The sequence below is a fragment of the Acidovorax sp. CF316 genome (assembly GCF_000276605.1).
Lineage (GTDB): Bacteria > Pseudomonadota > Gammaproteobacteria > Burkholderiales > Burkholderiaceae_C > Acidovorax.
Genome location: NZ_AKJX01000138.1, coordinates 17,315 through 42,161, shown reverse-complemented (window position 1 = coordinate 42,161; position 24,847 = coordinate 17,315). Strand labels below are relative to the sequence as shown.

At 68.3% G+C, this 24,847-nt stretch carries 25 protein-coding genes; 14 read left to right on the top strand and 11 right to left on the bottom strand.

What is annotated here, in order from left to right; all coding sequences use genetic code 11:
* Window positions 1-36 precede the first annotated feature (36 nt).
* The 3 genes from PMI14_RS17430 (at window position 37) to PMI14_RS17420 (ending at window position 4,395) form a co-directional block, all read left to right on the top strand.
* Window positions 37-972 (top strand): MBL fold metallo-hydrolase, encoded by a 936-nt coding sequence (locus PMI14_RS17430; RefSeq protein ID WP_007856552.1) that lies wholly within the window; start codon window positions 37-39, stop codon window positions 970-972.
* 293 nt (window positions 973-1,265) lie between these two features.
* The gene (locus tag PMI14_RS17425; RefSeq protein ID WP_007856550.1) at window positions 1,266-3,629 is read left to right on the top strand and encodes a catecholate siderophore receptor Fiu; all 2,364 of its coding nucleotides are present in this window, start codon (window positions 1,266-1,268) and stop codon (window positions 3,627-3,629) included.
* Window positions 3,630-3,717: 88 nt separating this feature from the next.
* Window positions 3,718-4,395 (top strand): Fe2+-dependent dioxygenase, encoded by a 678-nt coding sequence (locus PMI14_RS17420; protein WP_007856549.1) that lies wholly within the window; start codon window positions 3,718-3,720, stop codon window positions 4,393-4,395.
* A 34-nt stretch (window positions 4,396-4,429) separates the two neighbouring features.
* Here PMI14_RS17420 and PMI14_RS17415 read toward each other — a convergent pair whose 3' ends face one another.
* Window positions 4,430-6,412: a lytic transglycosylase domain-containing protein gene (locus PMI14_RS17415; RefSeq protein ID WP_007856548.1), complete on the bottom strand. Its 1,983-nt coding sequence runs from the start codon at window positions 6,410-6,412 to the stop codon at window positions 4,430-4,432.
* Between the two features lie 14 nt (window positions 6,413-6,426).
* Here PMI14_RS17415 and PMI14_RS17410 point away from each other — a divergent pair, with 14 nt between their 5' ends.
* Window positions 6,427-6,999 carry a 5-formyltetrahydrofolate cyclo-ligase gene (locus PMI14_RS17410; RefSeq protein WP_007856547.1) on the top strand — a complete coding sequence of 191 codons (573 nt, stop codon included), beginning with the start codon at window positions 6,427-6,429 and terminating at the stop codon, window positions 6,997-6,999.
* A 139-nt stretch (window positions 7,000-7,138) separates the two neighbouring features.
* On the opposite strand, the gene PMI14_RS17405 is transcribed toward PMI14_RS17410, so the two are convergent.
* Window positions 7,139-8,917, bottom strand: coding sequence for a diguanylate cyclase (locus PMI14_RS17405; RefSeq protein WP_007856546.1), 1,779 nt, complete (start codon window positions 8,915-8,917; stop codon window positions 7,139-7,141).
* Window positions 8,918-9,136: 219 nt separating this feature from the next.
* Here PMI14_RS17405 and PMI14_RS17400 point away from each other — a divergent pair, with 219 nt between their 5' ends.
* Together PMI14_RS17400 and PMI14_RS17395 are read left to right on the top strand one after the other, a co-directional pair.
* Window positions 9,137-9,823 carry a glutathione S-transferase family protein gene (locus PMI14_RS17400; protein WP_007856545.1) on the top strand — a complete coding sequence of 229 codons (687 nt, stop codon included), beginning with the start codon at window positions 9,137-9,139 and terminating at the stop codon, window positions 9,821-9,823.
* A 10-nt stretch (window positions 9,824-9,833) separates the two neighbouring features.
* Window positions 9,834-10,142 (top strand): NIPSNAP family protein, encoded by a 309-nt coding sequence (locus PMI14_RS17395; protein ID WP_007856544.1) that lies wholly within the window; start codon window positions 9,834-9,836, stop codon window positions 10,140-10,142.
* 7 nt (window positions 10,143-10,149) lie between these two features.
* Here the strand turns inward: PMI14_RS17395 and PMI14_RS17390 are convergent, their stop codons facing one another.
* The gene (locus PMI14_RS17390; RefSeq protein WP_007856543.1) at window positions 10,150-10,605 is read right to left on the bottom strand and encodes a hypothetical protein; all 456 of its coding nucleotides are present in this window, start codon (window positions 10,603-10,605) and stop codon (window positions 10,150-10,152) included.
* Window positions 10,606-10,692: 87 nt separating this feature from the next.
* Here PMI14_RS17390 and PMI14_RS17385 point away from each other — a divergent pair, with 87 nt between their 5' ends.
* A complete protein-coding gene (locus PMI14_RS17385; protein WP_007856542.1) occupies window positions 10,693-11,934 on the top strand; it encodes a multifunctional CCA addition/repair protein in 1,242 nt (413 codons plus the stop codon).
* A gap of 9 nt (window positions 11,935-11,943) precedes the next feature.
* Here PMI14_RS17385 and PMI14_RS17380 read toward each other — a convergent pair whose 3' ends face one another.
* Complete coding sequence (locus PMI14_RS17380; protein WP_007856541.1) at window positions 11,944-12,585, bottom strand: DUF1109 domain-containing protein; 642 nt, start codon at window positions 12,583-12,585, stop codon at window positions 11,944-11,946.
* The gene (locus PMI14_RS17375; RefSeq protein ID WP_007856540.1) at window positions 12,582-13,124 is read right to left on the bottom strand and encodes a sigma-70 family RNA polymerase sigma factor; all 543 of its coding nucleotides are present in this window, start codon (window positions 13,122-13,124) and stop codon (window positions 12,582-12,584) included. The genes PMI14_RS17380 and PMI14_RS17375 overlap by 4 nt, the downstream gene beginning before the upstream one ends.
* A 214-nt stretch (window positions 13,125-13,338) precedes the next feature.
* Between PMI14_RS17375 and PMI14_RS17370 the strand changes: the two genes are divergently transcribed.
* The 4 genes from PMI14_RS17370 to PMI14_RS17355 are packed head-to-tail and all read left to right on the top strand — an operon-like array spanning window position 13,339 to window position 15,751.
* A complete protein-coding gene (locus PMI14_RS17370; protein ID WP_007856539.1) occupies window positions 13,339-13,632 on the top strand; it encodes a DUF2282 domain-containing protein in 294 nt (97 codons plus the stop codon).
* A gap of 24 nt (window positions 13,633-13,656) precedes the next feature.
* Window positions 13,657-14,496, top strand: a complete 840-nt coding sequence (locus tag PMI14_RS17365) for a DUF692 domain-containing protein (protein ID WP_007856538.1) — start codon at window positions 13,657-13,659, stop codon at window positions 14,494-14,496.
* Window positions 14,487-15,272 carry a DNA-binding domain-containing protein gene (locus PMI14_RS17360; protein ID WP_007856537.1) on the top strand — a complete coding sequence of 262 codons (786 nt, stop codon included), beginning with the start codon at window positions 14,487-14,489 and terminating at the stop codon, window positions 15,270-15,272. The genes PMI14_RS17365 and PMI14_RS17360 overlap by 10 nt, the downstream gene beginning before the upstream one ends.
* The gene (locus tag PMI14_RS17355; RefSeq protein WP_007856536.1) at window positions 15,269-15,751 is read left to right on the top strand and encodes a DoxX family protein; all 483 of its coding nucleotides are present in this window, start codon (window positions 15,269-15,271) and stop codon (window positions 15,749-15,751) included. The genes PMI14_RS17360 and PMI14_RS17355 overlap by 4 nt, the downstream gene beginning before the upstream one ends.
* 177 nt (window positions 15,752-15,928) lie before the next feature.
* Here the strand turns inward: PMI14_RS17355 and trxC are convergent, their stop codons facing one another.
* Window positions 15,929-16,369, bottom strand: a complete 441-nt coding sequence (trxC, locus tag PMI14_RS17350; RefSeq protein WP_007856534.1) for a thioredoxin TrxC — start codon at window positions 16,367-16,369, stop codon at window positions 15,929-15,931.
* A gap of 237 nt (window positions 16,370-16,606) precedes the next feature.
* On the opposite strand from trxC, the gene otsB reads away from it, so the two are divergent.
* From otsB to otsA, 3 genes are read left to right on the top strand one after another with little or no spacing between them, the layout of a single operon-like run.
* Complete coding sequence (gene otsB, locus PMI14_RS17345) at window positions 16,607-17,344, top strand: trehalose-phosphatase (protein ID WP_007856533.1); 738 nt, start codon at window positions 16,607-16,609, stop codon at window positions 17,342-17,344.
* Window positions 17,341-19,164 carry a glycoside hydrolase family 15 protein gene (locus tag PMI14_RS17340; protein WP_007856532.1) on the top strand — a complete coding sequence of 608 codons (1,824 nt, stop codon included), beginning with the start codon at window positions 17,341-17,343 and terminating at the stop codon, window positions 19,162-19,164. The genes otsB and PMI14_RS17340 overlap by 4 nt, the downstream gene beginning before the upstream one ends.
* A gap of 58 nt (window positions 19,165-19,222) precedes the next feature.
* Window positions 19,223-20,602: an alpha,alpha-trehalose-phosphate synthase (UDP-forming) gene (otsA, locus tag PMI14_RS17335; RefSeq protein ID WP_007856531.1), complete on the top strand. Its 1,380-nt coding sequence runs from the start codon at window positions 19,223-19,225 to the stop codon at window positions 20,600-20,602.
* An 11-nt stretch (window positions 20,603-20,613) separates the two neighbouring features.
* On the opposite strand, the gene PMI14_RS17330 is transcribed toward otsA, so the two are convergent.
* From PMI14_RS17330 to PMI14_RS17310, 5 genes are all read right to left on the bottom strand, one after another.
* Complete coding sequence (locus tag PMI14_RS17330) at window positions 20,614-20,808, bottom strand: DUF2905 domain-containing protein (protein ID WP_007856530.1); 195 nt, start codon at window positions 20,806-20,808, stop codon at window positions 20,614-20,616.
* Between the two features lie 34 nt (window positions 20,809-20,842).
* Entirely contained in the window at window positions 20,843-21,718 is an 876-nt protein-coding gene (locus PMI14_RS17325; RefSeq protein WP_007856529.1) for an ABC transporter permease, read from the bottom strand.
* Entirely contained in the window at window positions 21,715-22,734 is a 1,020-nt protein-coding gene (locus PMI14_RS17320; protein WP_007856528.1) for an ABC transporter ATP-binding protein, read from the bottom strand. The genes PMI14_RS17325 and PMI14_RS17320 overlap by 4 nt, the downstream gene beginning before the upstream one ends.
* A 14-nt stretch (window positions 22,735-22,748) precedes the next feature.
* Window positions 22,749-23,783: an ABC transporter substrate-binding protein gene (locus PMI14_RS17315; protein WP_007856527.1), complete on the bottom strand. Its 1,035-nt coding sequence runs from the start codon at window positions 23,781-23,783 to the stop codon at window positions 22,749-22,751.
* A 61-nt stretch (window positions 23,784-23,844) separates the two neighbouring features.
* Window positions 23,845-24,774 (bottom strand): TauD/TfdA family dioxygenase, encoded by a 930-nt coding sequence (locus PMI14_RS17310; protein ID WP_007856525.1) that lies wholly within the window; start codon window positions 24,772-24,774, stop codon window positions 23,845-23,847.
* Between the last annotated feature and the right edge of the window lie 73 nt (window positions 24,775-24,847).

The following is a 24,847-nucleotide window of genomic DNA, read 5'->3' as shown; positions in this document are numbered from 1 at the left end:
ATCCGCTGCGCCATGCCATCTGCCAGTCCCTTCCCGATGTCCACGCCAGCCTCTGCCACGCCCTTTCTGCCCCCTGAAATCGCCGTGCTGGAACGCGGCTGGCTGTCGGCCAACAACATTCTGTTCATCGGCCACCATGACACGGCCGTGGTGGACACCGGCTACTGCAGCCATGCCGAGCAGACGGTGGCGCTGGTGCAGGCAGCCCTGGGCGGCAGGCCGCTGGACCGGGTGCTCAACACCCACCTGCACAGCGACCACTGCGGCGGCAACGCCGCACTGCAAAAGGCCTGGCCGCGCGTGCTCACGTCCATACCGCCCGGCCAGGCCCGGCACGTGCGCCAGTGGGACGCCTATGCCCTGAGCTACACGCCCACCGGCCAGCAATGCCCGCCGTTCCGCGCCGACACCCTGCTGGACCCGGGCTCCTGCGTGCTGCTGGGCGACCGCACCTGGCAGGTGCATGCCGCGCCGGGGCACGACACGCATTCCATCGTGCTGTTCGAGCCGCGCGATGCGATCCTGATCTCGGCCGACGCACTGTGGGAGAACGGCTTCGGCGTGGTCTTCCCCGAACTCGAAGGCGAAGACGCCTTTGCCCAGGTGGGTGCCACGCTGGACCTGATCGAGCGCCTGGCGCCGCGCACCGTGATACCGGGCCACGGCCCGGTGTTCGCCGATGCGCCGCGCGCCATCGAGGGCGCACGCCGCCGGCTCGACGGCTTCGTGCGCAACCCGCCCAAGCATGCGCTCTACGCCGCCAAGGTACTGCTCAAGTACAAGCTGCTCGAATGGCAGCAGATCAGCCTGGCCGACCTCCGGTCCTGGACACAGGCCACGCCCTACTTCGGCATGCTGCGCAACCGGCATTTCGCCGACCAGGCGGAGGGCGAATGGCTCGCCGGCCTGATGGACGAACTGGTCCGCTCGGGAGCCGCCATGCGCCGGGGCGACATGCTGCACAACGCCTGAAGACCCGCAGGCCGCGCCTGCGCGCCCTGCCGCACCTCGGCATGTTGCCACGGTGCCACATCGGGCCACTTTTTGGCCAGCCCACGGGCTCCATTGCAGCCAGATGTAACCACCATCAAATGATAATTGTTATCATTTGACATTCCTGCAAGCCTTCTGCATGTTCGGCTGCGCGGGTTCTCAGCCAGCCAACACCGACCGACACCCGCGGCAGCAGCAGCTTTTGCCGCGCGCTCCTGTATGTAGTCCCTGTAGCCAGCCAAGTTCCGGTTTCTCACTCCTACGGACCTTTCATGGCGCACAACACTACATACATCAAGAGCCGCAAACACCCCGCCGCGGGCGCGCGCGTCACCCCCGTCGGCATGGCCGCAGCAGCGGCCCTCGTGGCACTGGGCATGCCGGTCCAGGCGCAGACCGCCTCCAGCGGCACCCTGCCGGAGGTCAAGGTCGAATCGGCGGGCGATGCGGGCTACAAGGCCGGCACCGTTTCCTCGCCCAAGTTCACCCAGCCGCTGCTGGACACGCCCCAGACCATCTCCGTCGTCAAGGAGCAGGTGCTGCGCGAGCAGGCCGCCTCGACCCTGACCGAAGCCCTGCGCAACACCCCCGGCGCCAGCACCTTCTTCCTGGGCGAGAACGGCAACACCAGCACCGGCGACGCGATCTACATGCGCGGCTTCGACAGCTCCAGCAGCATCTTCGTCGATGGTGTGCGCGACCTGGGCGCGGTCTCGCGCGACGTGTTCAACATCCAGCAGGTCGAAGTGGTCAAGGGCCCGGCCGGCACCGACAACGGCCGCACGGCCCCCACGGGCGCCATCAACCTGGTGAGCAAGCAGCCCACGCTGGAAAACAGCTTCGCAGCCTCGCTGGGCGCGGGCAGCGCCTCCTACAAGCGCGGCACGGTGGACTGGAACAAGGCCCTGGAAGCCTACCCCGGCGCCGCTTTCCGCCTGAACGTGATGACCGAGGACTCCGGCGTGGCCGGCCGCGACCTGGTCAAGAACAAGCGCTGGGGCGTGGCGCCCTCGCTGGCCCTGGGCCTGAACTCGCCCACCCGCGTGTTCCTGAACTACCTGCACGTCAAGCAGGACAACATGCCCGATGGCGGCGTGCCCACCATCGGCCTGCCCGGCTACACCTCGCCGGATGCACTGGCCCTTGCCAACCGCCGCCCCTTCCTGAACACCGCGGCGCGCGTGGATTCGAGCAGCTTCTATGGCACGACCTCGGACTATGCGGACGTGGACATGGACATGGTCACGGCGCGCATCGAGCACGACTTCGCCTCGGGCACGAAGCTGCGCAACACCACGCGCTTCGGCCGCACGCACAACGACTACCGGCTGACGGCCTTCATGGGCGGCGGCTTCCCGGCCACCGGTGCGCTCACGGCCGCCTCGGCCCTGCTGGCCACGCCGAACCCGAACGATCCGTCCACCTGGACCGTGACGCGCAACCTGCCGACCAACGTCAACCAGGTCAACAAGATCGCCGTCAACCAGACCAGCCTGACCACCACCGTGAACACCGGTTCGGTGCAGCATGACTTGGCGGCCGGGCTCGAGCTGTCGCGCGAGGAGCAGACCAACCTGGGCTACTACGGCCAGGGCTTTGCCAGCGTGAACACCACGTATGCGCCCGCCGGTTCGCTGCCTGCAGCCAACCTGTACAACCCCAACCCGAATGTGGCGGGCTTCAACCGCATCGCCAACGGCGCCTGGTCCAAGGGCGTGACCAACACCGTGGCGGCCTACCTGTTCGACACCGCCAAACTGTCGCCCGAGTGGCAGGTCACGGGCGGCCTGCGCGTGGACCGCTTCAAGACCGACTTCGACGCCGTGACGCAGGGCGCGCTGCCAGCCGGCGTGCTCACACCCTCGTCGGTCAGCCTGTCGGACACGCTCATCGGCGCCAAGCTCGGTGTGGTCTACAAGCCTGCCAGCAACGGCAGCGTGTACGCGCTGTACGCCACCTCGGCCCAGCCCCCGGGCGGTGCCAACAACCAGCTGAGCGCAGCCGCCAACAACGCGGCCAACCCCAAGTTCGAGCCGCAGAAGGCCAAGACCATCGAGGTCGGCACCAAGTGGGACGTACTGGGCGGCCGCCTGGCCCTGGCGGGCGCGGTGTACCGCACCGATGTCTCCAACGACATCGAGACCGACCCGACCAACGCCGCCAACTTCGTGCAGACCGGCAAGAAGCGCGTGCAAGGACTGGAGCTGACCGCCATCGGCGCCATCACCAACGACTGGTCGCTGAGCGCGGGCTACACCACCATGGACACCAAGGTGCTCAGCGGCGCGCCCAAGACGGCCGATGGCAGCACCGCACTGGCCTACACGCCCAAGAGCGCCTTCTCGCTGTGGACCACCTACCGCCTGCCCTTCGGCGTGACGATCGGCGGCGGCGCACGCTATGCCGGCAAGCTGCTGCGCGGCACCGACGGCGCCGTGGGCACGCCTGCCTACACCGAGGCCTACTGGGTCTTCGATGCCATGGCCTCCTACCGCATCAACAAGAACCTGGACATCCAGCTCAACGTGTACAACCTGGCCGACAAGGACTATGTGGCCGCCATCAACAAGAGCGGCTATCGCTATACGCCAGGCATCCCCCGTTCGGCACGCCTGACGGCCAACTTCACGTTCTGATCGAACGCAAGATGACCGCCTGAAAAGCTGCCTACCATCCAAGGGCCCCGGCAACCCCGGGGCCTTCCCGTTTCTGGAGACATTTGCCATGATGCTGCACATCCCCAACGTCCTCACGCCCGAGCAGGTGCGCGCCATGCGCGCGGCCATCGATGCGGCCGACTGGGTGGACGGCCGGGCCACCGTGGGCGCACAGGGCGCGCGGGTCAAGCACAACCGCCAACTGCCCGAGAACTCGCCCGTGGCGCTGGAGCAGGGGCGCCTCATTCAGCAGGCGCTGTCCGCGCATCCCCTGTACTTCGCCGCTGCGCTGCCGCTGCGCGCCGTGCCGCCGCTGTTCAACCGCTACGCGGGCGGCGAGACCTATGGCCTGCACGTCGACGGTGCCATGCGCCCCCTGCCCCATGGGGCGGCGCTGCGCACCGATCTGTCGTGCACGCTGTTCCTGTGCGAACCCGAGGACTACGAAGGGGGCGAGCTGGTGGTGGTGGACACCTATGGCGCGCACGAGGTCAAGCTGCCCGCTGGCGACCTGATCCTCTACCCCTCGACCAGCCTGCACCGCGTGGAGCCGGTCACGCGCGGCGAGCGCGTGTGCTCGTTCTTCTGGGTGCAGAGCATGGTGCGCGACGACGCGCGCCGCGCCATGCTGTTCGAGCTGGACCAGACCATCCAGAAGCTGCGGGGGCGTTTGGGCGAGACCGAGGAAACCGTGACCCTCACGGGCCAATACCACAACCTGCTGCGGATGTGGTCGGAAGTCTGAAACGGAACGGCCCCCGAGGGGGCCGTTCTGCTGCTTACGGGAGATCCTTGTTCACCTCGGGCGCGGCGGCGTCGCGCGGGCCGATGGTGCCCAGCCGACCCTTGAGCGACTGGGGCTGGCCGGTGAGCATGGCAGCATAGTTGGTGGTGTTGGCGAGCACCTTCTTCACGTAGTCGCGGGTTTCGCCGAAGGGCACGTTCTCGGCCCAGATGGCGGCATCGAGCACCGGGCCGTTGCGCCAACTGCGTGGCCGGCCAGGACCGGCGTTGTAGGCGGCTGCGGCCATGGGCATGGAGCCCGCGAAATCGTCGAGCGCGAGCTTGAGGTAGGCCGTGCCGATGGCGATGTTGGTGTCGCGGTCGTTGATCTGGTCGGCCGTGAAGTTGTTCATGCCGATCTTCTTGGCCGTCCAGCGCGCCGTGGCGGGCATCACCTGCATCAGGCCCGAGGCGCCCACGTGCGAGCGCGCATCCATGATGAAGCGGCTTTCCTGGCGGATCAGGCCATAGACATAGGCCGGGTCCAGCCCGATGCCGGTGGCGCGCTCGACCACGGCAGCGCGGAACGGCGTGGGAAAGCGCTGGCTGGTCTCGATCACGCTGCGCGTGCGCTCGCTGGTGTTGATGCAACGGTCCCAGACCTCGCGTGCGCAGGCGAAGTCGGCGGCGGCCAGCAATTCGCGGTCCGGCATGCCCCCTGGCACATGCAGGTTGGTGGCGTAGTTCCACTCGCGCACGCCTTCGGCGCGCAGGCCCAGGAAGATCGCGTACAGGCCGCGGTTCAGGCCCGGGTTGGCGCGCGCAGCCGCTTTTTCCTCGGGCGTGAGCGGGGTGGGTGCCGGCGGCATGGTGATGCGCTGGCCCAGTTCCTCCGTGGCCAGTTGCTCGTAGAAGCCGCGCGTGCTGGCAATGCCTTCGAGCAGCTGGCGGGCTTCGGCGCGCTCGGCCTCGCTCGGTTTGCCGGCCAGCAGGGAGCGGGCCTTCCAGTACACCCAGGTGCTGTCCTGGCGGCCTTCCTCGCTCATGGCATCGATGGCCTTGCGCACCACCTTCCACTGGCCGGCGCGCAGGGCGGCGCGCACCTTCCAGCCCAGCAGGTCGTCGTTGAGGTCGGCATCCCGGGTGATCTTGGCGAAATGGCCATTGGCTTCGGTCGACAGCTTCTGGGCCAGTTGCTTGCCGATCACGCCCCAGACCCAGTTGCGCTCCTCGGGCGAGAGGTGCACGCCCCACTTGCCGTCGAGCTGGGCTGCGGCGTTGTCCGGATCGCCGGCGGCGAGCTTGATCAGGGCCAGCGTCACCAGCTCCTGTCGCACCTGGCCCCGGGCCGTGGCACGGGCCGTGAGGTACTTGGTGGGTGCGTCCATGAGCTCCTTGACCTGGGCCACGGCATCGGGGGCGACGATCTCCACCGCATTGCGGGCCACGCGGGGCCGGTTGGCGTCCACCGCGAAGCGCGCCTTGCGCCAGACGTCCAGGGCGCTGATCTTCTTGGTCGCGTAGAACTGGCTGGCCGCATGGGTGCAGCCGTCGTCGCCATCACGCAAGGCATACCAGTTGCGCTTGATGTCCTCGGCGGCCCCGGGCTGGGGGCTGCCCTTGATGTCGTCGATCAACAGCGCATAGCAGCGCACCTCGCGGTCGTCGGACATGCGGTAGCTCGGGTGCTGCTCGGCGAACTGCGCCCAGTCGCGCCGCTGGCCCAGCAGCAGCAGCCAGTCATTGCGCATGCGGTCTTCCTGGTAGCTGCCGGCATAGCGCTGCATGAAGGACTGGATCTCCGAGGGCGGTGCCTCGCCCAGGCGCAGCTTGAGCTCCCAGTATCCGGCCCAGGGCTCGAGCACGTGGCCGCGCGCGGCGGGCAACAATTGCTCGAGTTTCTTGCGGTCGCCGCGCTTGAACGCCTGCTGCATCTCCAGCAGGGTATCGTCGGCCTTGGTTTGCGCCTGGACAAGGGGCGCGGCAGTGGCCAGCAAGGCGCTGACCAGCAGCGGTGTCAGAATCTGAGTCAATTGCATGGGGGAATTATCTGATGGACAAAGCAGCCCTGCGGCGCGCCTTGATAGAAGAACGCCTGAATTTGCCAGATCGGTTACATCGGGCCGATTTGTTACAGCAAGTGATGCGCATCTGGCTGGTGAACCGGCCCGACACGGTGATCGGCGCCTACTGGCCCATCAAGGGGGAGTTCGACCCGCTGCCCGCCCTGCACCGCTGGAAGGAAGATGGCGAACTGCTGGACGAGCCACAGCTGCGCCGCATCGGCCTGCCGGTGGTCAACAAGCAGCACAAGACCTTGACCTTCCACGCCTGGTACCCCGGCTGCCCGATGGAAGAGGATGCCTACGGCATCCCCAAACCCAAGGACACCGAGGTCATCGTGCCCACCCTGCTGTTCGTGCCCTGCGTGGGCTATGCGCCCGGCGGCTACCGGCTGGGCTATGGCGGCGGCTTCTACGACCGCACCCTGGCCACGCTGCAGCCCAAGCCCTTCACCGTGGGCCTGGGCTTCACCAATGGCTACCTGGACGAGTTCGAGCCGGAATCCTGGGATGCGCCGCTGGACGCGATCCTGAACGATAACGGCGTCGTCTGGCCTGTCTAGACGGCCCCCCTGAGGCGCTTCGCGCCTTCCCCCCAGGGGGACGCGCCACCCCTGGCCTGGCAAAGCCGGTTCCACGGTGGCCCTGGTATGGGTGTGCGCCCTTTTTCATGGCCGGTGACGAATTGGGCCCCAGAAAGGCTCAGCCTGCCTGCAGTTCCGAGGCGAATGCGTAGCAGTCTCCGCCTTCGGGGCGGCGCTTGCAGGTGTACATGGCGCTGTCGGCGGCGCGCAACAGTTCGGCCAGGGTACTGCCATCCGCGGGGTGGCAGGCGATGCCCAGGCTCATGCCCACCACCAGAGAGCGGCCTTCGAAGGCCAGGGGCTCGGCGGCGCTGGCGGCCATGCGCCGGGCCATGGCGGCGATCACCTCGCGCGGCGGGCTGCCGGCGATCAACACCGCGAATTCGTCACCGCCCAGACGCGCCACCAGGTCACCCGAGCGCAGTTGGGTGCGCAGGCGGCGCACCATGGCCACCAGCACGGCGTCGCCCGCGGCGTGGCCATAAGTGTCGTTGACGCCCTTGAAACCATCGAGGTCCAGCAACAGCAGGGCAAAGGGCTGGCCGGCGCGCACCGCGGCCTCGCCATGGCTGGTCAGGCCCGCGCGGTTGGCGGCGCCGGTGAGCGCATCGGTGCCCAGGGCCTCGACCAGTTCCTGGGTGCGCACGGTCAGCGCTTCCTCGGACCGGCGCAGCAGGCGCACCCGGGAGGCCATGGCCGCCGCGAAAACGATGGATTCGGCCACCAGCACGGTCTGCGTCATGTCCATCTGCTGGGGTGTCCAGGCCACCCAGCCCCAGCTGGCGACGATGATGGCGCAGATGCCCAGGAGCAGGATGGTGACCCCCAGGCTGTACAACACGGCCGGCCAGTAGCGCCGCCGCATGGCCATCACGGCGCCCACCGTGAGCACCACCGTGGAGGCCACCACCGAAGCCTGCACCAGGCGGAACAGCCACAGCGGATGGGCGCCCCAAAGGCCATAGGCCGCCGCCAGCGCCAGTGCGGCCACCATGGCCAGCACCACCTTGTCCACGCGCGGTGCATAGTCCGCCAGGCGCAACAGGCTGCGGCCGAACATCAGCTTGGAAATGGCCCACAGGGGCGGCGCCATGCTGTAGAAGAAGCCCGCGGCCGCGGGCCAGTGGGCGAATGGGTAGCGCAGCGTGTGCCCGTTGAAGCCCGCGAGCGCGAGCAGCGCGCCGATGCACGACACCAGGTACCAGGCATAGATGCTCTCGCGGAACACCAGCAGCATCACCGTGCTGAAGACCGCCAGGCCCATCAGCAGGCCATAGCAGACGCCATCGAACATGCGCTTGTCCTGGGTGTCCTGCAGGTAGTCCGCGAGGTCCCAGACACGGGCTGCGTAGAAGCGGGCAAAGGTCGATTCGACCCGGAAGTACACGGTGTACACCTGGTCGTCGGGCAGCCTGAAGCGCCAGGCCATCTGTTCCGAATCCGCCGGGCGCGTGGCCCAGGGGTGGCGCATGCCGGTCACCACGGGCTCGGCCAGCGCACGTCCCTGGGCGTTGTAAGGGCCGTAAAAGCGCAGTTCGTGCGTGGACACGGTGGGCACCAGCAGCAGAAACTCGCGCAGGGCATCGGCCGGGTCGGCCAGTTGCAGGCGCACACGGAACCAGAGCACGCGGTCCGATTCGGCGCCCTTCAGGGGATTGTCCGGGTAGGCGAAGCGGGCCTCGTGCTCCGGGGTGCGCACCTGTTCGATGTCCAGCGTGCGGCCCTTGTCCTCGAACATGCCCATGAACGGCACGATGGGCATGCCGCCAGCCTTCACGGAGAGGGAGGCCGGCACATCGCGCTCCGCCGCCGCCTGGGCACCAGCGGGCAGCACGGCCACCAGCGTCAGCAGGCACAGGGCCCTGAAGAAAAAATACAAAAAAGACGACGACCGCATCAACGACACCGACCCAGAGGGGTCGAAAGAGAGCACTGCCCGAAAAACCATCGATTGTGCCGCACCACCCCGTTTTCAAGCGTTGCAAAAAAGGGGACAAGTTCGGCTTTGATGCATGAATTGCATCAAAAGCCCTCTCATCGGTCATTGATGCAGGCTCCTGGGGAGCGTTAGCATGGAAGTCTTGCCTCCCTTTGCAATCACCATCCGAGTGCCACCATGCCCAAGCTCTACATCGGTAACAAGAATTACTCCTCGTGGTCCATGCGCCCCTGGGTGCTGCTGCGCCAGGCCGGCATCGACTTTGAAGAAATCCGCGTGCGCTTCGACAGTTTCGAAGCCGATTCGGAGTTCAAGCGGGCCATCGGCCCCGTGAGCCCCACAGGCAAGGTGCCAGTGCTGGTGGACGCGGACCTGGTCGTCTGGGACACCCTGGCCATCGCCGAGTACGTGGCCGAAACCCATCCCGACAAGAAGCTCTGGCCTGCGGACGCCAAGGCGCGCGCCCGCGCCCGCAGCGTGTGTGCCGAAATGCACAGCGGCTTCACCGCCCTGCGCGGCAACTGCCCCATGAACGTCGAGGCCGATCTGGCCGAGACCGGCGCGCTGATCTGGCGTGACAAGGCCGGCGTGCGCGCCGACGTGGAGCGCCTGGTAGCCATGTGGAGTGCCCTGCTCGAAGAGCATGGCGGGCCGCTGCTGTTCGGCGAGTTCACCATTGCCGACGCCTACTTTGCCCCCGTGTGCATGCGCCTGCACAGCTACGCCCTGCCCCTGCCACCGCAGATCGCCGCCTACGTGCAGCGCGTGCGCGCCCTGCCCGGCGTGAAGGCCTGGATCGACGGTGCCCTGGCCGAGAAGGATTTCCTCGACTTCGAGGAGCCCTACCGCCTGCGCCACGTTTGAGGAGCAGCGCATGGCCGTCACCATCTACCTGCGCTACGTGCTGAACACGTCCAAGCTCAAGGAATTCGAGCACTACGGCAAGCTGTGGATCCCGCTGGTCGAGAAATTCGGCGGCCAGCACCACGGCTACTTCATGCCCAGCGAGGGCGCCAACAACATCGCGCTGGCGCTGTTCACCTTCGAGAGTCTGGCGAGCTACGAGGTCTACCGCCAGCGGTCCATGGAAGATGCTGACTGCCAGGCCGCTTTCCGCTATGCGCAAGAGACCGATTGCATCATCAGCTACGAGCGCAGCTTCTTCCGGCCGGTGTTTTCCTAGAAGCGGCCTACCGGAACTGCTTGCGCAGCAGCGCCCGGTGGCGCGCGATGTGCGCCAGTTGGACCTGGGCGACGATGCCGCCGAGGTCCTCGCCATCGCCATTGAGCACTGCATTGGCGTGGCGCATGGCGCGGGCCACCACCTCGTCCTCGTCCACGCCCTGCTGGGCCGCCAGGTCCAGCGCGACGCGCTTCATGGCGCGCTGCGACAGCATCCACATGGCACCAAAGGAATCCCAGGCCGCGGCGGTCTCCTTGAATTTGTCACGGTCGGCCAGGATCTCGTTGAGCGGCTTGGCCAGGATCTCCTGCAGGGTCTCCAGCTGGGCCTGCATCGCCTCGAACTGCGCTTCGCGCTGCAGGGCCTCGGCCGCGGCATTGGCGGCAGCATCGGGCGGCGTGGGCACGGGAATGCTGCCGTCGGGATTGGGTTGCGCGATGGTGAGGGACGAGGAGATGGACATGGCGCCGACCGTGGGCTGGTGAGGGACGCACTATACGGCCTGACAACGTATTGGCGCTCTTGCCGGCAGCTCCCCTACACTGCCGCCATGCAAATCTACATGGTAGGGGGCGCCGTGCGCGACGCGCTGCTCGGGCGCCCCGTGAATGACCACGACTGGGTGGTGGTGGGCGCCACGCCCGAGCAGATGCTGGCCGAGGGCTACCTGCCCGTGGGCCGCGATTTCCCGGTCTTCCTGCACCCGGAGACGCGCGAGGAGTATGCGCTGGCGCGCACCGAACGCAAGAGCGGGCGCGGCTACCGCGGCTTCGTGGTGGAAAGCTCGCCCGAGGTGACGCTGGAGGAAGACCTCTCGCGGCGCGACCTGACCATCAATGCCATCGCCCAAAGCCCCGAAGATCCGGAAACCTTGATCGACCCGTACCACGGCCAGAAAGACCTGGAGGCGCGCCTGCTGCGCCATGTGACCGATGCCTTCCGCGAAGACCCGGTGCGCATCCTGCGGCTGGCGCGCTTCGCCGCGCGCTTCACCGACTTCAGCGTGGCGCCGGAAACCCTGGAGCTGATGCGACAGATGGTGGCCGAGGGCGAAGTGGACCACCTGGTGCCCGAGCGCGTCTGGCAGGAACTGGCACGCGGGCTGATGGAAGCGAAACCCTCGCGCATGTTCGAGGTGCTGCGCGAGTGTGGCGCCTTGCAGGTGCTGCTGCCCGAAGTGGCACGCCTGTGGGGCGTGCCCCAGCGCGCCGAGCACCACCCCGAGGTGGACACCGGCATCCACCTGATGATGGTGCTGGACATGGCGGCGCGGCTCGATGCGCCCCTCACCGTGCGCTTTGCCTGCCTGGCGCACGACCTGGGCAAGGGCACGACGCCCGTTGACGTGCTGCCACGCCACATCGACCACGAGCGGCGCAGCGCCGAGCTGCTGCAGGACCTGGCCGAGCGCCTGCGCGTGCCCGTGGACTGCCGCGAGATCGCCGACGTGGTGGCGCGCGAGCACGGCAACATCCACCGCAGCGGCGATCTGGCTGCCGCCCCACTGGTGCGCCTGCTGGAGCGCTGCGACGCGCTGCGCAAGCCAGGCCGGCTGCCCGACATCCTGTTGGCCTGCGAATGCGATGCGCGTGGCCGCCTGGGCATGGAAGACAAGCCCTACCCGCAGCGCCCGCGCCTGCTGGCCGTGCTGGCCGCCGCGCAGTCGGTGGTCACGCGCGAGATTGCAGCCAAGGCCGCCGCCAAGGGCCTGAGCGGTCCGCAGGTCGGCGACCTGATCCACCAGGCACGCGTACAGGCCGTGGCGCAGTGGCTGGCCGCCAACCCTGCCTGAGGGCCTGGGCTACCAGCGCAGCAGGCGGGGCCCGAGCACGGCGCCCAGCGCCGTGGGCAAGGCCATGCCAGCCAGGTACCACACGGCGATGAAGGGAGAGGCCATTTCGGGGCAATGCAGCGCATAGACCAGCGCCCCCAGTGCACCCGACAGCAGGCCGGCACCCGCTCCAGCCCAGCCCAGGCGCGTGGGGGCCGCACCCTTCAAGGCCCAGAAGCTGGCGATGAAGGCCGGAACCGACAGCAGCGCGATGTTGAACGGGCAACTGCGCCAGGTGCTGCCCAGGATGAGCGCCATGCGCTCGGCCGGATCGGCCTGCGACAGGGCGCCCGCCGCCATGCCCCACAGCAGCAGCGGGGGCACGGCCAGCAAGGCCGCTGCACGGCCCACCGCCATGCCCGGGCGCGCCATGCGGCGCAGCAGGGCGATACCGGCGGCAGCCAGCGCGGCGGCAAACACCAGCTTGCCCCAGAACATGGGCAGGCCCATGGTCTGCACCAGATCGTGCCGCACGCCGAACACCGCGGCCATGAGCACGGCCGCCCCGGCGATGCCGGCGACCGAGGCCATGGCAAAGCGGCGCTCGATGGCCCGGGCCGGCACCGGGCCGGCATCGGTGGCCAGCAACTGGATCAATTCTTCGGTTCTCATGCCATTCCCCTGATCTTGGCGGCCAGGGCCTTGAGCCCCCGGTGCACGCCGATTTTGACTGCCGATTCCGACAGCCCCGTGAGTTGCGCCGTCTCCACCACCGACAGGCCTTCGAGCTTCACATGCACGATGGGCAAGCGCTGGCGGTCCGGCAGCGTCTGCAGCAACTGGCCCAGGTCACGCCGGGCCTGGGCCGCATCGCTGTCGCTGGTCGAGAACATCTCGTTGGCATCGTCCAGCGGGTCGTTGAGCCCTTCCTTGACCCGGTGCGAGCGCAGCCAGTCGATGAGCTTGTAGCGCGCGATCGCATGCGCCCAGGCCGTCACCGGCATCTCGGGCCGGTAGGTGTGGCGCTGGTTGTGCACTGCCAGCAGCGTCTCCTGCACCAGGTCCTCGACCTCGTCGGGCCGCTGGGCCAGCCGGCGCCGCAGGAACGCGCGCAGGTGCGCACTCAGTTCCTTCAGAAACCGCTGGTAGGCCGCCGCATCGGCAGCCAGCCCCAACAGCAACAAACCGCGCAGCCTTTCTTCGATGTCCATGTTCTCTCCCTGACATGTATTCGCAGCCACGGGCCGCCGGGTTACAGCGGAGGCAAAAAAAGTCTTTGCCCATTTTTTCTGCGGCGGTGTAACCCGCCAGCCTGCCTGCGCGAATTACAACGCAGATCGGCGGCCATGGCGCATCCCGCACGTCCTCCGGTCTGTTTGCCTGTCCCTTTCCACAACCCCTTTCAGCATCCACGGAGAACCCGCCATGACCTCACCCACCCTCACCCTCGGCGCCCTGGCACTCGCAGCCCTGGCCTCCGGCGCTGCCCTGGCCCAGACCAAGCCCGCCCCCGATGCCGCAGCCAAGCCCGCCATGGAGAAGTGTTATGGCGTGTCCATGGCCGGCAAGAACGATTGCGCCGCTGGCGCCGGCACCACCTGCGCCGGCACCTCCAAGGTGGACTACCAGGCCAACGCCTGGAAGTTCGTGCCCGCCGGCACCTGTGCGTCGATCAAGACGCCCAAGGGCATGGGCACGCTGACGCCCATGAAGAGCTGATTTCACCCCGCAGGACCGCCCGCCATGGCTGCGCCGCTCACCGCCGGCCTGGGGCTCAAGCCCCAGCACTACACCGACGCCGTGCATTGCAAGGAGCCGGGCCTGTGGTGGGAGGTGCACCCCGAGAACTACCTGGCCGAGGGCGGTCCGCGCCTGGCCTGGCTCGAGGCCATCCGCGCGCAGCACCCGGTGGCTCTGCACGGGGTATCGCTGTCGCTGGCGGCCGACGCGCCGCCCGACGAGGTGCACCTGGCGCGCCTGGCAGCCCTGGCGCGGCGCATCGAGCCGACCATCGTTTCCGAGCATCTGGCCTGGTCCACCTGGCGCGGCCACTACCTGCCGGACCTGCTGCCCTTTCCGCGCACCCACGCGGCGCTGGCCCGCATTGCCGCCAACATCGCGCGCACGCAGGACGTGCTGCAGCGCCCCATCGCCATCGAGAACCCCACGCACTACCTGCACATCGATGGCCATGACTGGGCCGAGACCGACTTCCTGGCCGAGCTGGTGCAGCGCACCGGCTGCGCCTTGCTGCTGGACGTGAACAACGCGTTCATCAGCGCCCACAACCTGGGCACCCGCGCCGAGGACTACCTCGGCGCCTTCCCCTTGCATGCCGTGGCCGAGATCCACCTGGCGGGCCACCATGCCGACCCGGCGCTGGGCGACGCGCTGCTGATCGACAGCCACGATGCCCCGGTGGCCGACGCCGTGTGGGCGTTGTACCAGCATGTGATCGCCACCACGGGCCCGTTGCCCACGCTGATCGAGCGCGACGACCAGTTGCCGGCATTCGAGGTGCTGCTTGCCGAGCGCGGCCGTGCCCATGCAACGCTCACCAAGGAGGTCTTGTCATGCGCTTGAGCACCTTCCAGGACGGCCTGTCCACAGCGCTGCTGCCACCGACGACCAGCCACCCCGCGCAGGCCGCACCCTGGCTGGCCGCCCTGCAGGCGCAACCCGGCTTTGCCGTGTACCGCAACACGGTGCGCAAGGCCTGCATCGACGCGCTGCAGGCCAACTACCCCACCGTCTGCGCGCTCGTGGGCGAGCCCTGGTTCCGCGCGGCGGCAGACCGCTTCGTGCGCGACCTGCCTCCGCACGATGGCCGGCTCATGGCCTATGGCGAAGGCTTCGCCGCCTTCCTGCACCGCTTCGGTCCTGCGGCCGGCCTGCCCTACCTGCCCGGCGTGGCGCGGCTGGACCGCTGCTGGACCGAGAGCCACCTGGCCACCGATGCGCCGGTGCCCGACGCAGGCTGGCTGGCCCGGCAGGCACCCGAGGACCTGGCGGGGCTGTGCCTGGCGCCCCACCCCGCCGCGCGCTGGGCCTGGAGCGAGGAGCACCCGGCCAGCACCCTGTGGCAGCGCCAGCGCGAGGGCGTGCCGATGGATGCCGACCTGGCCTGGCAGGGCGATGGCGCGCTGCTCACCCGCCCCGAGGGCGCCGTGCAGTGGATGCCGCTGCCACGGGCAGGCATGGCCTTAATGGATGCCTGCGCTGCAGCACAACCCCTTGCACTGGCCGCGGCCAGCGCATTGCAGACAGACCCTGGAGCCGATCTGAGCGCACTGATGGCGCAGTTGCTGCAGGCCGGCGCACTGTGCGCACCATCCCCCGTTGACAAGGTGACCCCATGAGCACCACCCCATTTCCCCAGGTCACGCCCACCGTACCCGCCGCCGGACCGCGCCACTGGCTGGGCCGGCTGGCCGATGCGCTCACCTGGCTCACCCCGCACAGCCTTCTGGGCCTGGTCAGCAGGTTCGGCATCGCGGCGATCTTCTGGCTGTCGGCGCGCACCAAGGTCGAGGGCTGGTTCACCATCTCGGACAGCGCCTACCTGCTGTTCCGCGAGGAGTACAAGCTGCCCTTGCTGCCGCCTGAGCTGGCCGCGCAGATGGCCACCGTGGCCGAGCACGCGTTCCCGGTGCTGCTGGTGCTGGGCCTGTGCACGCGCCTGTCGGCACTGGCGCTGCTGGGCATGACGCTGGTGATCCAGGTTTTCGTCTACCCGGATGCCTGGCCCACGCACCTGTCATGGGCCGGGCTGCTGCTGTACCTGGCGGGGCGCGGTGCCGGCAGCATCTCGCTGGACCACGCCCTGGGCGTCCGCTGAGGAGCCGGTTGTTGATTCAATGCGCTCGCGCCACCCGGGACGCATGGAAACTGGCGCGGCCCAAGCCAGCGCCCCCGCGCAAGGGCCGCCCCGCCGCGCTGGGGGCGTCCCCCTCCCGCATTGCGCAGCAATGCGAGAGAGGGGTGAAGGCGCGAAGCGACTCAGGGGGTGCTCACTTCAGGCCACGCTTCGCACCCAGCGCGCGATGTCGCTGGCGTTCATAGAACCGGAGACGCGAGCGGCCTCGCGCCCTTCCTTGAAGACGATCATGGTCGGGATGCTGCGGATGCCGAAGCGGCCCGCGATCGCCTGGTGGGCCTCGGTGTCGAGCTTGGCCAGTTGCACCTGGGGTTCCAGGTCACGCGCGGCCTGGGCGAAGGCCGGTGCCATCTGCAGGCAGGGGCCGCACCAGGGTGCCCAGAAATCCACCACCACCGGCAGGTGGCTGCGGCCGATGTGCTTGTCGAACGAGGTGCCGTCGAGCGCCACGGGCGCTCCGGCAAACAGGGGCTGGTGGCAACTGCCGCAATCGGGGGCTTGCTCCAGGTCGGCGCGCTTGACGCGGTTGGTGGTGTGGCAGTGGGGGCAGACGATGTGGGGTGATGCTTCTTGGGTCACGCGAAAATCTCCGTGGGGCACGCCGCAGCGTGCGCTGGGCGGGTGGTGCTGCTTGTAAGACAAATGGCCATTTTCATCTTGTGACAATGGGGATGCAGCGCCCGGTTTGCAAGCCCCATTGCGCACAGGCCCAAGCCTGGCGCGGCTTCGCGGCGCGAACCGGGCGCTGTCGAGGCGCCCGCACAGGGCATGCGGCACGCTGGCAAGGCACCGACCCGTCTGCTAAGGTGCCGCCACATGCAGCTGCTCCCATCCCTGACACCAGCCCATGCGCTTTTCCTTGATTTCGACGGCACCCTCACCGAGATGGCGCCCCGGCCCGAGGCCGTGCGCATCTCATCGGGCCTCGTACCCACCCTCGCGGCGCTGAGCACGCACCTCGATGGCGCACTGGCCATCGTCACAGGCCGGCGCGAAAGCGACATTGACCATTTCCTGGACCCCTTGTGCCTGCCCGTGGCCAGCGAGCACGGATCGCAGTACCGGCTGGCCGACGGCTCGCGCCCGGCCATCGCCCCGCCCAATCTGGAGCCCGTGCTGCAGGCCGCCACGCAACTGGCCGTGCAGTACGCCGGCCTGCTGGTCGAGCCCAAGCGCGCCAGCGTGGCCCTGCACTACCGGCTGGCACCACACCTGGAGGGCCTGTGCCGCGAGACCATGCTTGTTGCGTTGCGCAAGGTGCACGGCCTGGAGCTCATGGAGGGCAAGTTCGTGTTCGAAGCCAAGCCCCGCGGCGTGGACAAGGGCCAGGCCATCACCGACTTCATGACCCAGCCGCCGTTCGCCGGCCGCGTGCCCGTCTTCGCGGGTGACGACGTGACCGACGAAGCCGGCTTTGCCGCCGTGCATGCCCTGGGCGGCTGGGGCATCAAGGTGGGCGAAGGCCCGACACAGGCACACCACCGCTGCATGACGCCGGCCGCATTGCGCGGCTGGCTGTCGGCGGCACGAACCTCCTGGGAGCGCGCACGATGACGACCACGAACGACCACAACACCGCAGCCGTGGACCCGCAGCAGGGCTCGCTCAACCTGGGCATGATCGGCAATTGCGCCATCAGCGCCCTGATCGACAACCATGCGCGCATGGTCTGGTGCTGTCTGCCACGCTTCGATGGCGACCCGGTCTTCAACGCCCTGCTGCAGCCGGGCGACGAGGGCAGCCACTTCGCCATCGAGATCGAGGACATGGCGTCGGCGCACCAGTGGTACGAACCGAATACCGCCATCCTGCGCACGCAGCTGTTCGACAAGGCCGGGCATGGCGTGGAGATCACCGACTTCGCGCCGCGCTTCTTCAGCCGCTCGCGCTTCTTCCGGCCCATGACGCTGGTTCGCCGCGTGCGGCCCATCCAGGGCTCGCCGCGCATCCGCGTGGCCATCAAGGTGCGCTACGACTGGGGTCAGAGCGAGCCCCAGATCACGCGCGGCAGCAACCACATCCGCTACGTGGGCGGCAGCATGGCGCTGCGCCTGTCCACCGACGCACCGGTCTCGCACGTGCTCTCGGGCCAGCCCTTCGTGCTCACGCGCGAGCACAACTTCATCCTGGGCGCCGACGAGAGCCTGCTCGACGGCATCGCCGACACGGCGCGCCTGTTCGAGCAGGAGACCACCTCCTACTGGCGCGGCTGGAGCCGGGCGCTGGCCGTGCCGCTGGAGTGGCAGGACGCAGTGATCCGTGCGGCCATCACGCTCAAGCTCTCGCTGTACGAGGACACGGGCGCCATCGTCGCGGCCATGACCACCAGCATCCCCGAGTCGGCCCACAGCGGGCGCAACTGGGACTACCGCTACTGCTGGCTGCGCGACGCCTTCTTCGTGGTGCGCGCGCTCAACAGCATCTCCGAAGTCGGCACCATGGAGGACTACCTGCGCTGGCTGAGCAACGTGGTGGTGGATGCCGGCAGCGGCCACATCCAGCCGCTGTACGGCATCGGCCTGGAGCGCGAGCTGCCCGAATCCATGATGCCGCAGCTGGCCGGCTACCGCGGCATGGGCCCGGTGCGCGTGGGCAACCAGGCGGCCGAGCATTTCCAGCACGACGTGTACGGCAACATCGTGCTCGGTGCGGCCCAGGCCTTCCACGACCACCGGCTGCTGCACCGCGCAGGCCTGGGCGAGTTCACGCGGCTCGAACAGGTGGGCGAGAACGCAGTGCGCGTGTACGGCCAGCCCGATGCAGGCATGTGGGAGCTGCGCACGCGGGCACGGGTGCACACCTCCTCGGCCCTCATGAGCTGGGCGGCCTGCGACCGCCTGGCCAAGATCGCCACCGTCCTGAACCTGCCCGACCGTGCCGCATACTGGCACGGCCATGCCCAGCGCATGCAGGAGGAGATCATCACCAAGTCGTGGAGCGAATCGCGCCAGGCCTTTGCCGAAAGCTTTGGCGGCAACGAGCTCGACGCCAGCGTGCTGCTGATGGCCGAGGTCGGCCTGATCGACCCCAAGGACCCGCGCTTCGTGAGCACCGTGGAGGCCATGGAAAAGAGCCTGTGCGACGGCCCCTACATGCGCCGCTACGAGGCCGCCGACGACTTCGGCAAGCCCGAGACGGCCTTCAACATCTGCACCTTCTGGCGCATCGACGCGCTGGCGCGCATCGGCCGCAAGGACGAGGCGCGGGCCATCTTCGAGACCATGCTCGCAGCACGCAACCCGTTGGGCCTGCTGTCGGAAGACACACACCCCGAGACCCAGGAGATGTGGGGCAACTTCCCGCAGACCTACTCGATGGTGGGAGTGATCAACGCCGCAGTGCGCCTGTCGGCCAAGTGGGACAGCGTGATTTGAACACCGGTCGCGGCCCTGTCCCACAGGCCGCGCCGCCATCCGCAGGGATGATGGCGGGATGAGTCGACTTGTTGTGATATCGAACCGCCTTGCCGATCCGCGCAAGGCGGCTGCAGGCGGCCTGGCCGTTGCGCTGGGCGAAGCCCTCAACCAGACCGGAGGGCTCTGGTTCGGCTGGAGTGGCACCGTCGTCGAAGGCGGCACGCCTGGAGAAGGCGAACTGCACACCCGCCAGGCGGGGCCCGTGACCCTGGCCACCGTGGACCTGTGCCGCGAAGACCACGACGCCTACTACCAGGGCTACAGCAACAGCGTGCTCTGGCCGGTGTTCCACTACCGGCTGGACCTGGCCGATTTCAACGCCAGCTACATCGCGGGCTACCGGCGCGTCAACCAGATGTTCGCGCGCAAGCTGCTGCCGCTCTTGCGCGACGACGATGTTATCTGGGTGCACGACTACCACCTGATCCCGCTGGCTGCCGAGCTGCGCGCCATGGGCTGCCGCCAGCGCATCGGCTTCTTCCTGCACATCCCCATGCCGCCGCCGCTCATCATGGCGGCCATTCCGCAGCACGAGTGGCTGATGCGCTCCTTGTTCGCCTACGACCTGGTGGGCCTGCAGAGCGAGGCCGATGTCTCGCACTTCACGCGCTATGTGCGCAACGAGGGCAGTGCCGAGGAGGTGGGCGCCCAGCGGCTGCGCGCCTTCGGCGGCACGGTGCAGGTCCAGGCATTTCCCATCGGCATCGACGTGGACGAATTCACGCGCCTGGCGCAGGCCCCCGACGCGGTGGAAACCTACGAGAACATGCGCGACGAGTACTCGCGCCGGCGCCTGCTGCTGGGCATCGACCGACTCGACTACTCCAAGGGCATACCGCACCGCGTGCGCGCCTACCGCGAGCTGCTCGACCGCTACCCCGAGAATCGCAACAGCGCCACGATGATCATGATCGCCTCGCCCTCGCGCGACGACGTGCATGCCTACTCGGACCTGCGCCAGGAGCTCGAAGGCCTGTGCGGATCGGTCAACGGCGACTATGGCGAACTCGACTGGATGCCGGTGCGCTACATCCACCGCACCGTGGCGCGCAAGCGTGTGCCCGGCCTGTGCCGCGCCGCGGCGGTGGGCCTGGTGACGCCGCTGCGCGACGGCATGAACCTGGTGGCCAAGGAATATGTGGTCGCCCAGGACCCCGAGGACCCCGGCGTGCTGGTGCTCTCGCGCTTTGCCGGCGCGGCCGAGCAGCTCAAGGAAGCCCTGCTCGTGAACCCCTACGACACCCAGGGCACGGCAGACAGCATCCAGCACGCGCTGCAGATGCCGCTGGCCGAGCGCCAGGCGCGGCACGGCAAGCTCATGGCGCGCATCCGCGAGCACGACGTGCACTGGTGGCGCAAGGCCTTCCTGGCCGCGCTGCAGACCGCGGGCGACTGATCAACCGTCCTTCAGATGAATTTGGCGATCAGGCTGGCCACGAAACTCAGCAGCAACGTGGAGGCAAGGGGGATATCCCACTCGCGCCCCCGCCACCGGAAGCGCAGGTCGCCCGGCAGCTTGCCAAAGCCGATGCGCCGCAGCATGGGCGAGAGCCAGCTGATGAACATCAGCGCAAGAAAGACAACGAGGAACCAGCGGAACATGCCCGGAGTGTAGGGCGTGCGGCTTGTCCTGACCTCAGCGCTGGACGCCCCAGCGGCGCACGGTCAGGCGCTCCAAGGTGTGGAAACCCAGGCTCTCCACCGCCAGGCCGATCAGGATCACCAGCACCAGGCCCGCGAACACCTTGTCGGTGTAGAGCTCGTTGCGGTTCTGGAAGATGTACCAGCCCAGCCCCCCCTTGCCCGATGATGCGCCGAACACCAGCTCGGCTGCGATCAGTGTGCGCCAGGCAAAGGCCCAGCCGATCTTCAGGCCCGACAGGATGGAGGGCAGCGCGGCCGGCACCAGGATCTGCAGCACGTAGCGGATGCCGGTGAGGCCGTAGTTGCGCCCGGCCATGCGCAGCGTCTCGGGCACGGACTGGAAGCCTGCGTAGGTGTTGAGCGCCAGCGGCCACAGCACCGAGTGGATCAGCACGAACACCAGGCTGCCCTGCCCCAGGCCGAACCACAAGAGCGCCAGTGGCAGCAGCGCGATGGCCGGCAGGGGGTTGAACATGGAGGTCAGCGTGGACAGCAGGTCGCGCCCGAACTGGGTGGACACGGCCAGCGTGGTGAGCACAAAGGCCCCGAAGATGCCCGCGAGATAGCCCTTGAGCAGCACCGACAGCGAGATCGCCGTCTTGGCGATCAGCTCGCCTGAGGCCAGGCCCTCCACCAGCGCCTTGGCGGTCTGCAGGAAGGTGGGCAGCAGCAGGTCGTTGTCCTGCCAGCGCGCCACCACCTCCCACAGCACGGCCAGCACCGCCAGGATCACGAGCTTGCGCACCCAGGCCTGCTGCCAGATGCGCGCGGCCAGGGGCAGCGGCTGCACGGGCGCAATACCGCCCAGCGGCTCCAGGCTGCGCTCGAACTCGGGGCGCACGGGAGGAGTCAACAACGAAGCGCTCATACGGAAATCTGGAAAGGCAGCGCGCCCGCGGGCCGCTGGGGGAGGATGAGCGGCACGCCACCTTGGCGGCCGGGCGCCAGGGCCTCGGCATCGGCCTGCACCGATCCCGGCACCGCACCGGCGGCGGGTTCGTCGAACAGCAGCCGGTGGATGCGCTGGGCCGTGGCCTGGAACTCGGTGCCGCCCAGGCTGTGCAGCCCGAATTGGTGGCTGTTGACCTCGGCGCGCAGCCGCCCCGGATGAGGCGAAAGGATGGCGATGCGGTTGCCCACCACCAGCGCCTCTTCGATGGAGTGCGTGACGAAGATCAGCGTGAAGCGGAACTCGTCCCACAGCGAGAGCAGTTCTTCCTGCATGCGCCGGCGCGTGAGGGCGTCGAGCGCGGCAAAGGGCTCGTCCATCAGCAGCACCTGGGGCTGCATGGCCAGCGCGCGCGCAATGGCCACGCGCTGCTTCATGCCGCCCGACAGCTGGTGCGGGTGCACGTCGGCGAATTTCGAGAGGCCCACCTTGTCGATGTAGAGCGCGGCGCGCTCGGCCGCCTCCTTGCGGCCCACGCTGCGCGAGGCCAGCAGCGGGAACATCACGTTGTCGCGCACCGTCTTCCACGGTGGCAACTGGTCGAACTCCTGGAACACCACCACCCGGTCGGGCCCGGGCCGCGTGACGGCGCGGCCGTCCAGCAGGATCTGGCCCTCGCTGGGCGCGATGAAGCCGGCAATCGACTTGAGCAAGGTGGACTTGCCGCAGCCCGAGGCACCGAGCAGCACGAAGCGGTCGCCCGCATGCACGTCGAAACCCACGCGGTGCGTGGCACGCACCACGCGCTCGCGCGTGCGGTAGTCGATGCTCACCCCCTGCACCTGCAGCAACGCGGCGCCTGGCTGGGTGGACACGGGGGCGGCACGGCCCTCGCCCGCAGCCTGGCCCAGCGCCTGGGCCTCGGCCTCCAGCGCCGTGCGTTCGCTCTGCAGCGGCGGCGAGAAGGGGCCCAGGCGGATGGTGTGCTCGCTCATGCCAGGAGGCTCACTCAGTTGCCCGACGCCGTGTGCGCGTCTTCGAAGAAATAGTCCTTGAGCGCGGTCGGCTGGTTCTTGATGGCACCCACGCGGTGCAGGAACTGGCCCATGCCCAGCGTGTTTTCGGGGCGCACCTTGAACTGCACCTCGGGGTTCTGGATGATCTTGAGCAGCAGGCCCCGGTCGGTGTTGCCGCCCGATACCTTGAGGTAGATGTCGGCCGCCTTCTCGGGGTTGGCGGCGACGAACTTGGCGGCCTCGTCGAGCGCATCGACGAAGGCCTTGTAGGTCTTGGGGCTCTCGGCGCGGAACTTCTCGGTGGCGTAGAGCACGGTGGCCGATGCCGGGCCGCCCAGCACGTCGTACGAATTGAGGACGATCTTCGCCTTCGGGTTGCCGGCCAGCTCCTGCTCCTGGAAGGGCGGGTTGCCGAAGTGGCCGGTGATCTCGGTGCCGCCCTTGATGATGGCCGCCGCCGCATCGGGGTGCGGCAGTGCCACCTGGTTCTTGTCCAGGCGGTTGAACTCCTTGTCGCCCCAGAGCTTGGCCGAGGCCATCTGCAGCACGCGCGACTGCACCGAGACACCGACGGCCGGCAGCGCGATGCGGTCCTTGTCGGTGAAGTCGGCAATGGTCTTCACGGCCGGGTTGTTGCTCACCAGGTAGTAGGGAAAGTTGCCCAGCGAGGCCACGCCCTTGACGTTCTGGCGGCCCTTGGTGCGGTCCCACAGCGTGAACAGCGGGCCCACGCCGGCACCGGCGATGTCGATGTTGCCCGACAGCAGCGCGTCATTGACGGCCGAACCGCCCGACAGCTGCAGGAACTCGACCTTGATGTCCACGCCCGCGGCCTTGCCGTGCTTCTCGATGAGCTTGTTCTCCTGCGCCACGTTGAGCAGCAGGTAGACGATGCCGAACTGCTGGGCGATGCGCAATTGCCCTTCGGCCGCATGGGCCGTGGCGCTCAGCCCGCCGGCCAGCAGCCCGGCGGTGGCCAGGGCGGCGATGGTCTTGCGCACGAGGCGGCGGCGGGTGGTCTGGAACATGGTCATGGAATCCTGTGTGGTCAGAAAGAGAGATGCTGCAAGCGCTTAGGGAAGCCCCGCCTCAGAACGGCAGGTCGCCTTCGATCGTGGTGCGGTACAGCTTGCGGCGCTCGCTGTCGGGCGTGCCCGCCGCCAGGTGGGTCACCGAGCGGTTGTCCCAGAACACCAGGTCGTGCGGCTGCCACTGGTGGCGGTAGGTGAATTCGGGGCGCACGCTGGCGGCGAACAGCTCGGCCAGCAGGGCCTGACTTTCGTCCTCGGGCAGGCCGACGATGCGCGTGGTGAAGTGCTCGCTCACGAACAGGGCCTTGCGGCCCGTTTCGGGGTGGGTGCGCACCACGGGGTGGATGGAAGGCGCCACCTCGGCGATCTGCGCCTGGGTGAGCTTGGGGCGCCAGGGGCTGCGCGCGCGCAATTCCTCGTACTTGGCCAGGTAGCTGTGCTCGGCCCTGAGCGGTGCAATGCGCTCCTTGAGTGCCTCGGGCAAGGCGTCGTAGGCGGCATGCTGGTCAGCGAACAGGGTGTCCCCGCCCTCGCCCGGCAGCTCCTGCGCGTGCAGCAGCGAGCCCAGGCTGGGCTTGTCCTTGTACGACAGGTCCGAGTGCCAGTAGTGGCCCGCATCGCCCAGGCCGATGGGCTGGCCGGCGGCATCCTTGATGTTGGAGACGATCAGGATCTCGGGGTGGCCCGCGAGCTGGAAGTTCTTGAGCACATGGATCTGCAGCGGCCCGAAGCGGCGGCTGAAGTCGACATGCTGCTGCGGCGTGATGCGCTGGTCGCGGAACACGAGCACATGGTGGTCCAGGTGCGCGCGGTGGATGCGTGCGAAATCCTCGCGGCCCAGCGGGCGCGACAGGTCCAGGCCCAGCACCTCGGCCCCCAGCGGACCGGCGGAGCCGGCCACGGGGCGGATCACCAGGCCTTGCGGCGCCGCATCGGCATCGACCGTGGCGGATGGGGAAACGGAAGCGGGGGACAGAACAGCCGACATGGAAAACCTCGTGGGAATGGGGCGTGCATGCCCTGAGGTCTGGACTCTAGGTGGCGCGACTTATTCTGGGAAC

Excerpts from the sequence above, each read along its gene's own strand:
- PMI14_RS17430 (WP_007856552.1), top strand. The coding sequence starts at position 37 with ATGTCCACGCCAGCCTCTGCCACGCCCTTTCTGCCCCCTGAAATCGCC.
- PMI14_RS17425 (WP_007856550.1), top strand. The coding sequence starts at position 1,266 with ATGGCGCACAACACTACATACATCAAGAGCCGCAAACACCCCGCCGCG.
- PMI14_RS17420 (WP_007856549.1), top strand. The coding sequence starts at position 3,718 with ATGATGCTGCACATCCCCAACGTCCTCACGCCCGAGCAGGTGCGCGCC.
- PMI14_RS17415 (WP_007856548.1), bottom strand. The coding sequence starts at position 6,412 with ATGCAATTGACTCAGATTCTGACACCGCTGCTGGTCAGCGCCTTGCTG.
- PMI14_RS17410 (WP_007856547.1), top strand. The coding sequence starts at position 6,427 with ATGGACAAAGCAGCCCTGCGGCGCGCCTTGATAGAAGAACGCCTGAAT.
- PMI14_RS17405 (WP_007856546.1), bottom strand. The coding sequence starts at position 8,917 with ATGCGGTCGTCGTCTTTTTTGTATTTTTTCTTCAGGGCCCTGTGCCTG.
- PMI14_RS17400 (WP_007856545.1), top strand. The coding sequence starts at position 9,137 with ATGCCCAAGCTCTACATCGGTAACAAGAATTACTCCTCGTGGTCCATG.
- PMI14_RS17395 (WP_007856544.1), top strand. The coding sequence starts at position 9,834 with ATGGCCGTCACCATCTACCTGCGCTACGTGCTGAACACGTCCAAGCTC.
- PMI14_RS17390 (WP_007856543.1), bottom strand. The coding sequence starts at position 10,605 with ATGTCCATCTCCTCGTCCCTCACCATCGCGCAACCCAATCCCGACGGC.
- PMI14_RS17385 (WP_007856542.1), top strand. The coding sequence starts at position 10,693 with ATGCAAATCTACATGGTAGGGGGCGCCGTGCGCGACGCGCTGCTCGGG.
- PMI14_RS17380 (WP_007856541.1), bottom strand. The coding sequence starts at position 12,585 with ATGAGAACCGAAGAATTGATCCAGTTGCTGGCCACCGATGCCGGCCCG.
- PMI14_RS17375 (WP_007856540.1), bottom strand. The coding sequence starts at position 13,124 with ATGGACATCGAAGAAAGGCTGCGCGGTTTGTTGCTGTTGGGGCTGGCT.
- PMI14_RS17370 (WP_007856539.1), top strand. The coding sequence starts at position 13,339 with ATGACCTCACCCACCCTCACCCTCGGCGCCCTGGCACTCGCAGCCCTG.
- PMI14_RS17365 (WP_007856538.1), top strand. The coding sequence starts at position 13,657 with ATGGCTGCGCCGCTCACCGCCGGCCTGGGGCTCAAGCCCCAGCACTAC.
- PMI14_RS17360 (WP_007856537.1), top strand. The coding sequence starts at position 14,487 with ATGCGCTTGAGCACCTTCCAGGACGGCCTGTCCACAGCGCTGCTGCCA.
- PMI14_RS17355 (WP_007856536.1), top strand. The coding sequence starts at position 15,269 with ATGAGCACCACCCCATTTCCCCAGGTCACGCCCACCGTACCCGCCGCC.
- otsB (WP_007856533.1), top strand. The coding sequence starts at position 16,607 with ATGCAGCTGCTCCCATCCCTGACACCAGCCCATGCGCTTTTCCTTGAT.
- PMI14_RS17340 (WP_007856532.1), top strand. The coding sequence starts at position 17,341 with ATGACGACCACGAACGACCACAACACCGCAGCCGTGGACCCGCAGCAG.
- otsA (WP_007856531.1), top strand. The coding sequence starts at position 19,223 with ATGAGTCGACTTGTTGTGATATCGAACCGCCTTGCCGATCCGCGCAAG.
- PMI14_RS17330 (WP_007856530.1), bottom strand. The coding sequence starts at position 20,808 with ATGTTCCGCTGGTTCCTCGTTGTCTTTCTTGCGCTGATGTTCATCAGC.
- PMI14_RS17325 (WP_007856529.1), bottom strand. The coding sequence starts at position 21,718 with ATGAGCGCTTCGTTGTTGACTCCTCCCGTGCGCCCCGAGTTCGAGCGC.
- PMI14_RS17320 (WP_007856528.1), bottom strand. The coding sequence starts at position 22,734 with ATGAGCGAGCACACCATCCGCCTGGGCCCCTTCTCGCCGCCGCTGCAG.
- PMI14_RS17315 (WP_007856527.1), bottom strand. The coding sequence starts at position 23,783 with ATGTTCCAGACCACCCGCCGCCGCCTCGTGCGCAAGACCATCGCCGCC.
- PMI14_RS17310 (WP_007856525.1), bottom strand. The coding sequence starts at position 24,774 with ATGTCGGCTGTTCTGTCCCCCGCTTCCGTTTCCCCATCCGCCACGGTC.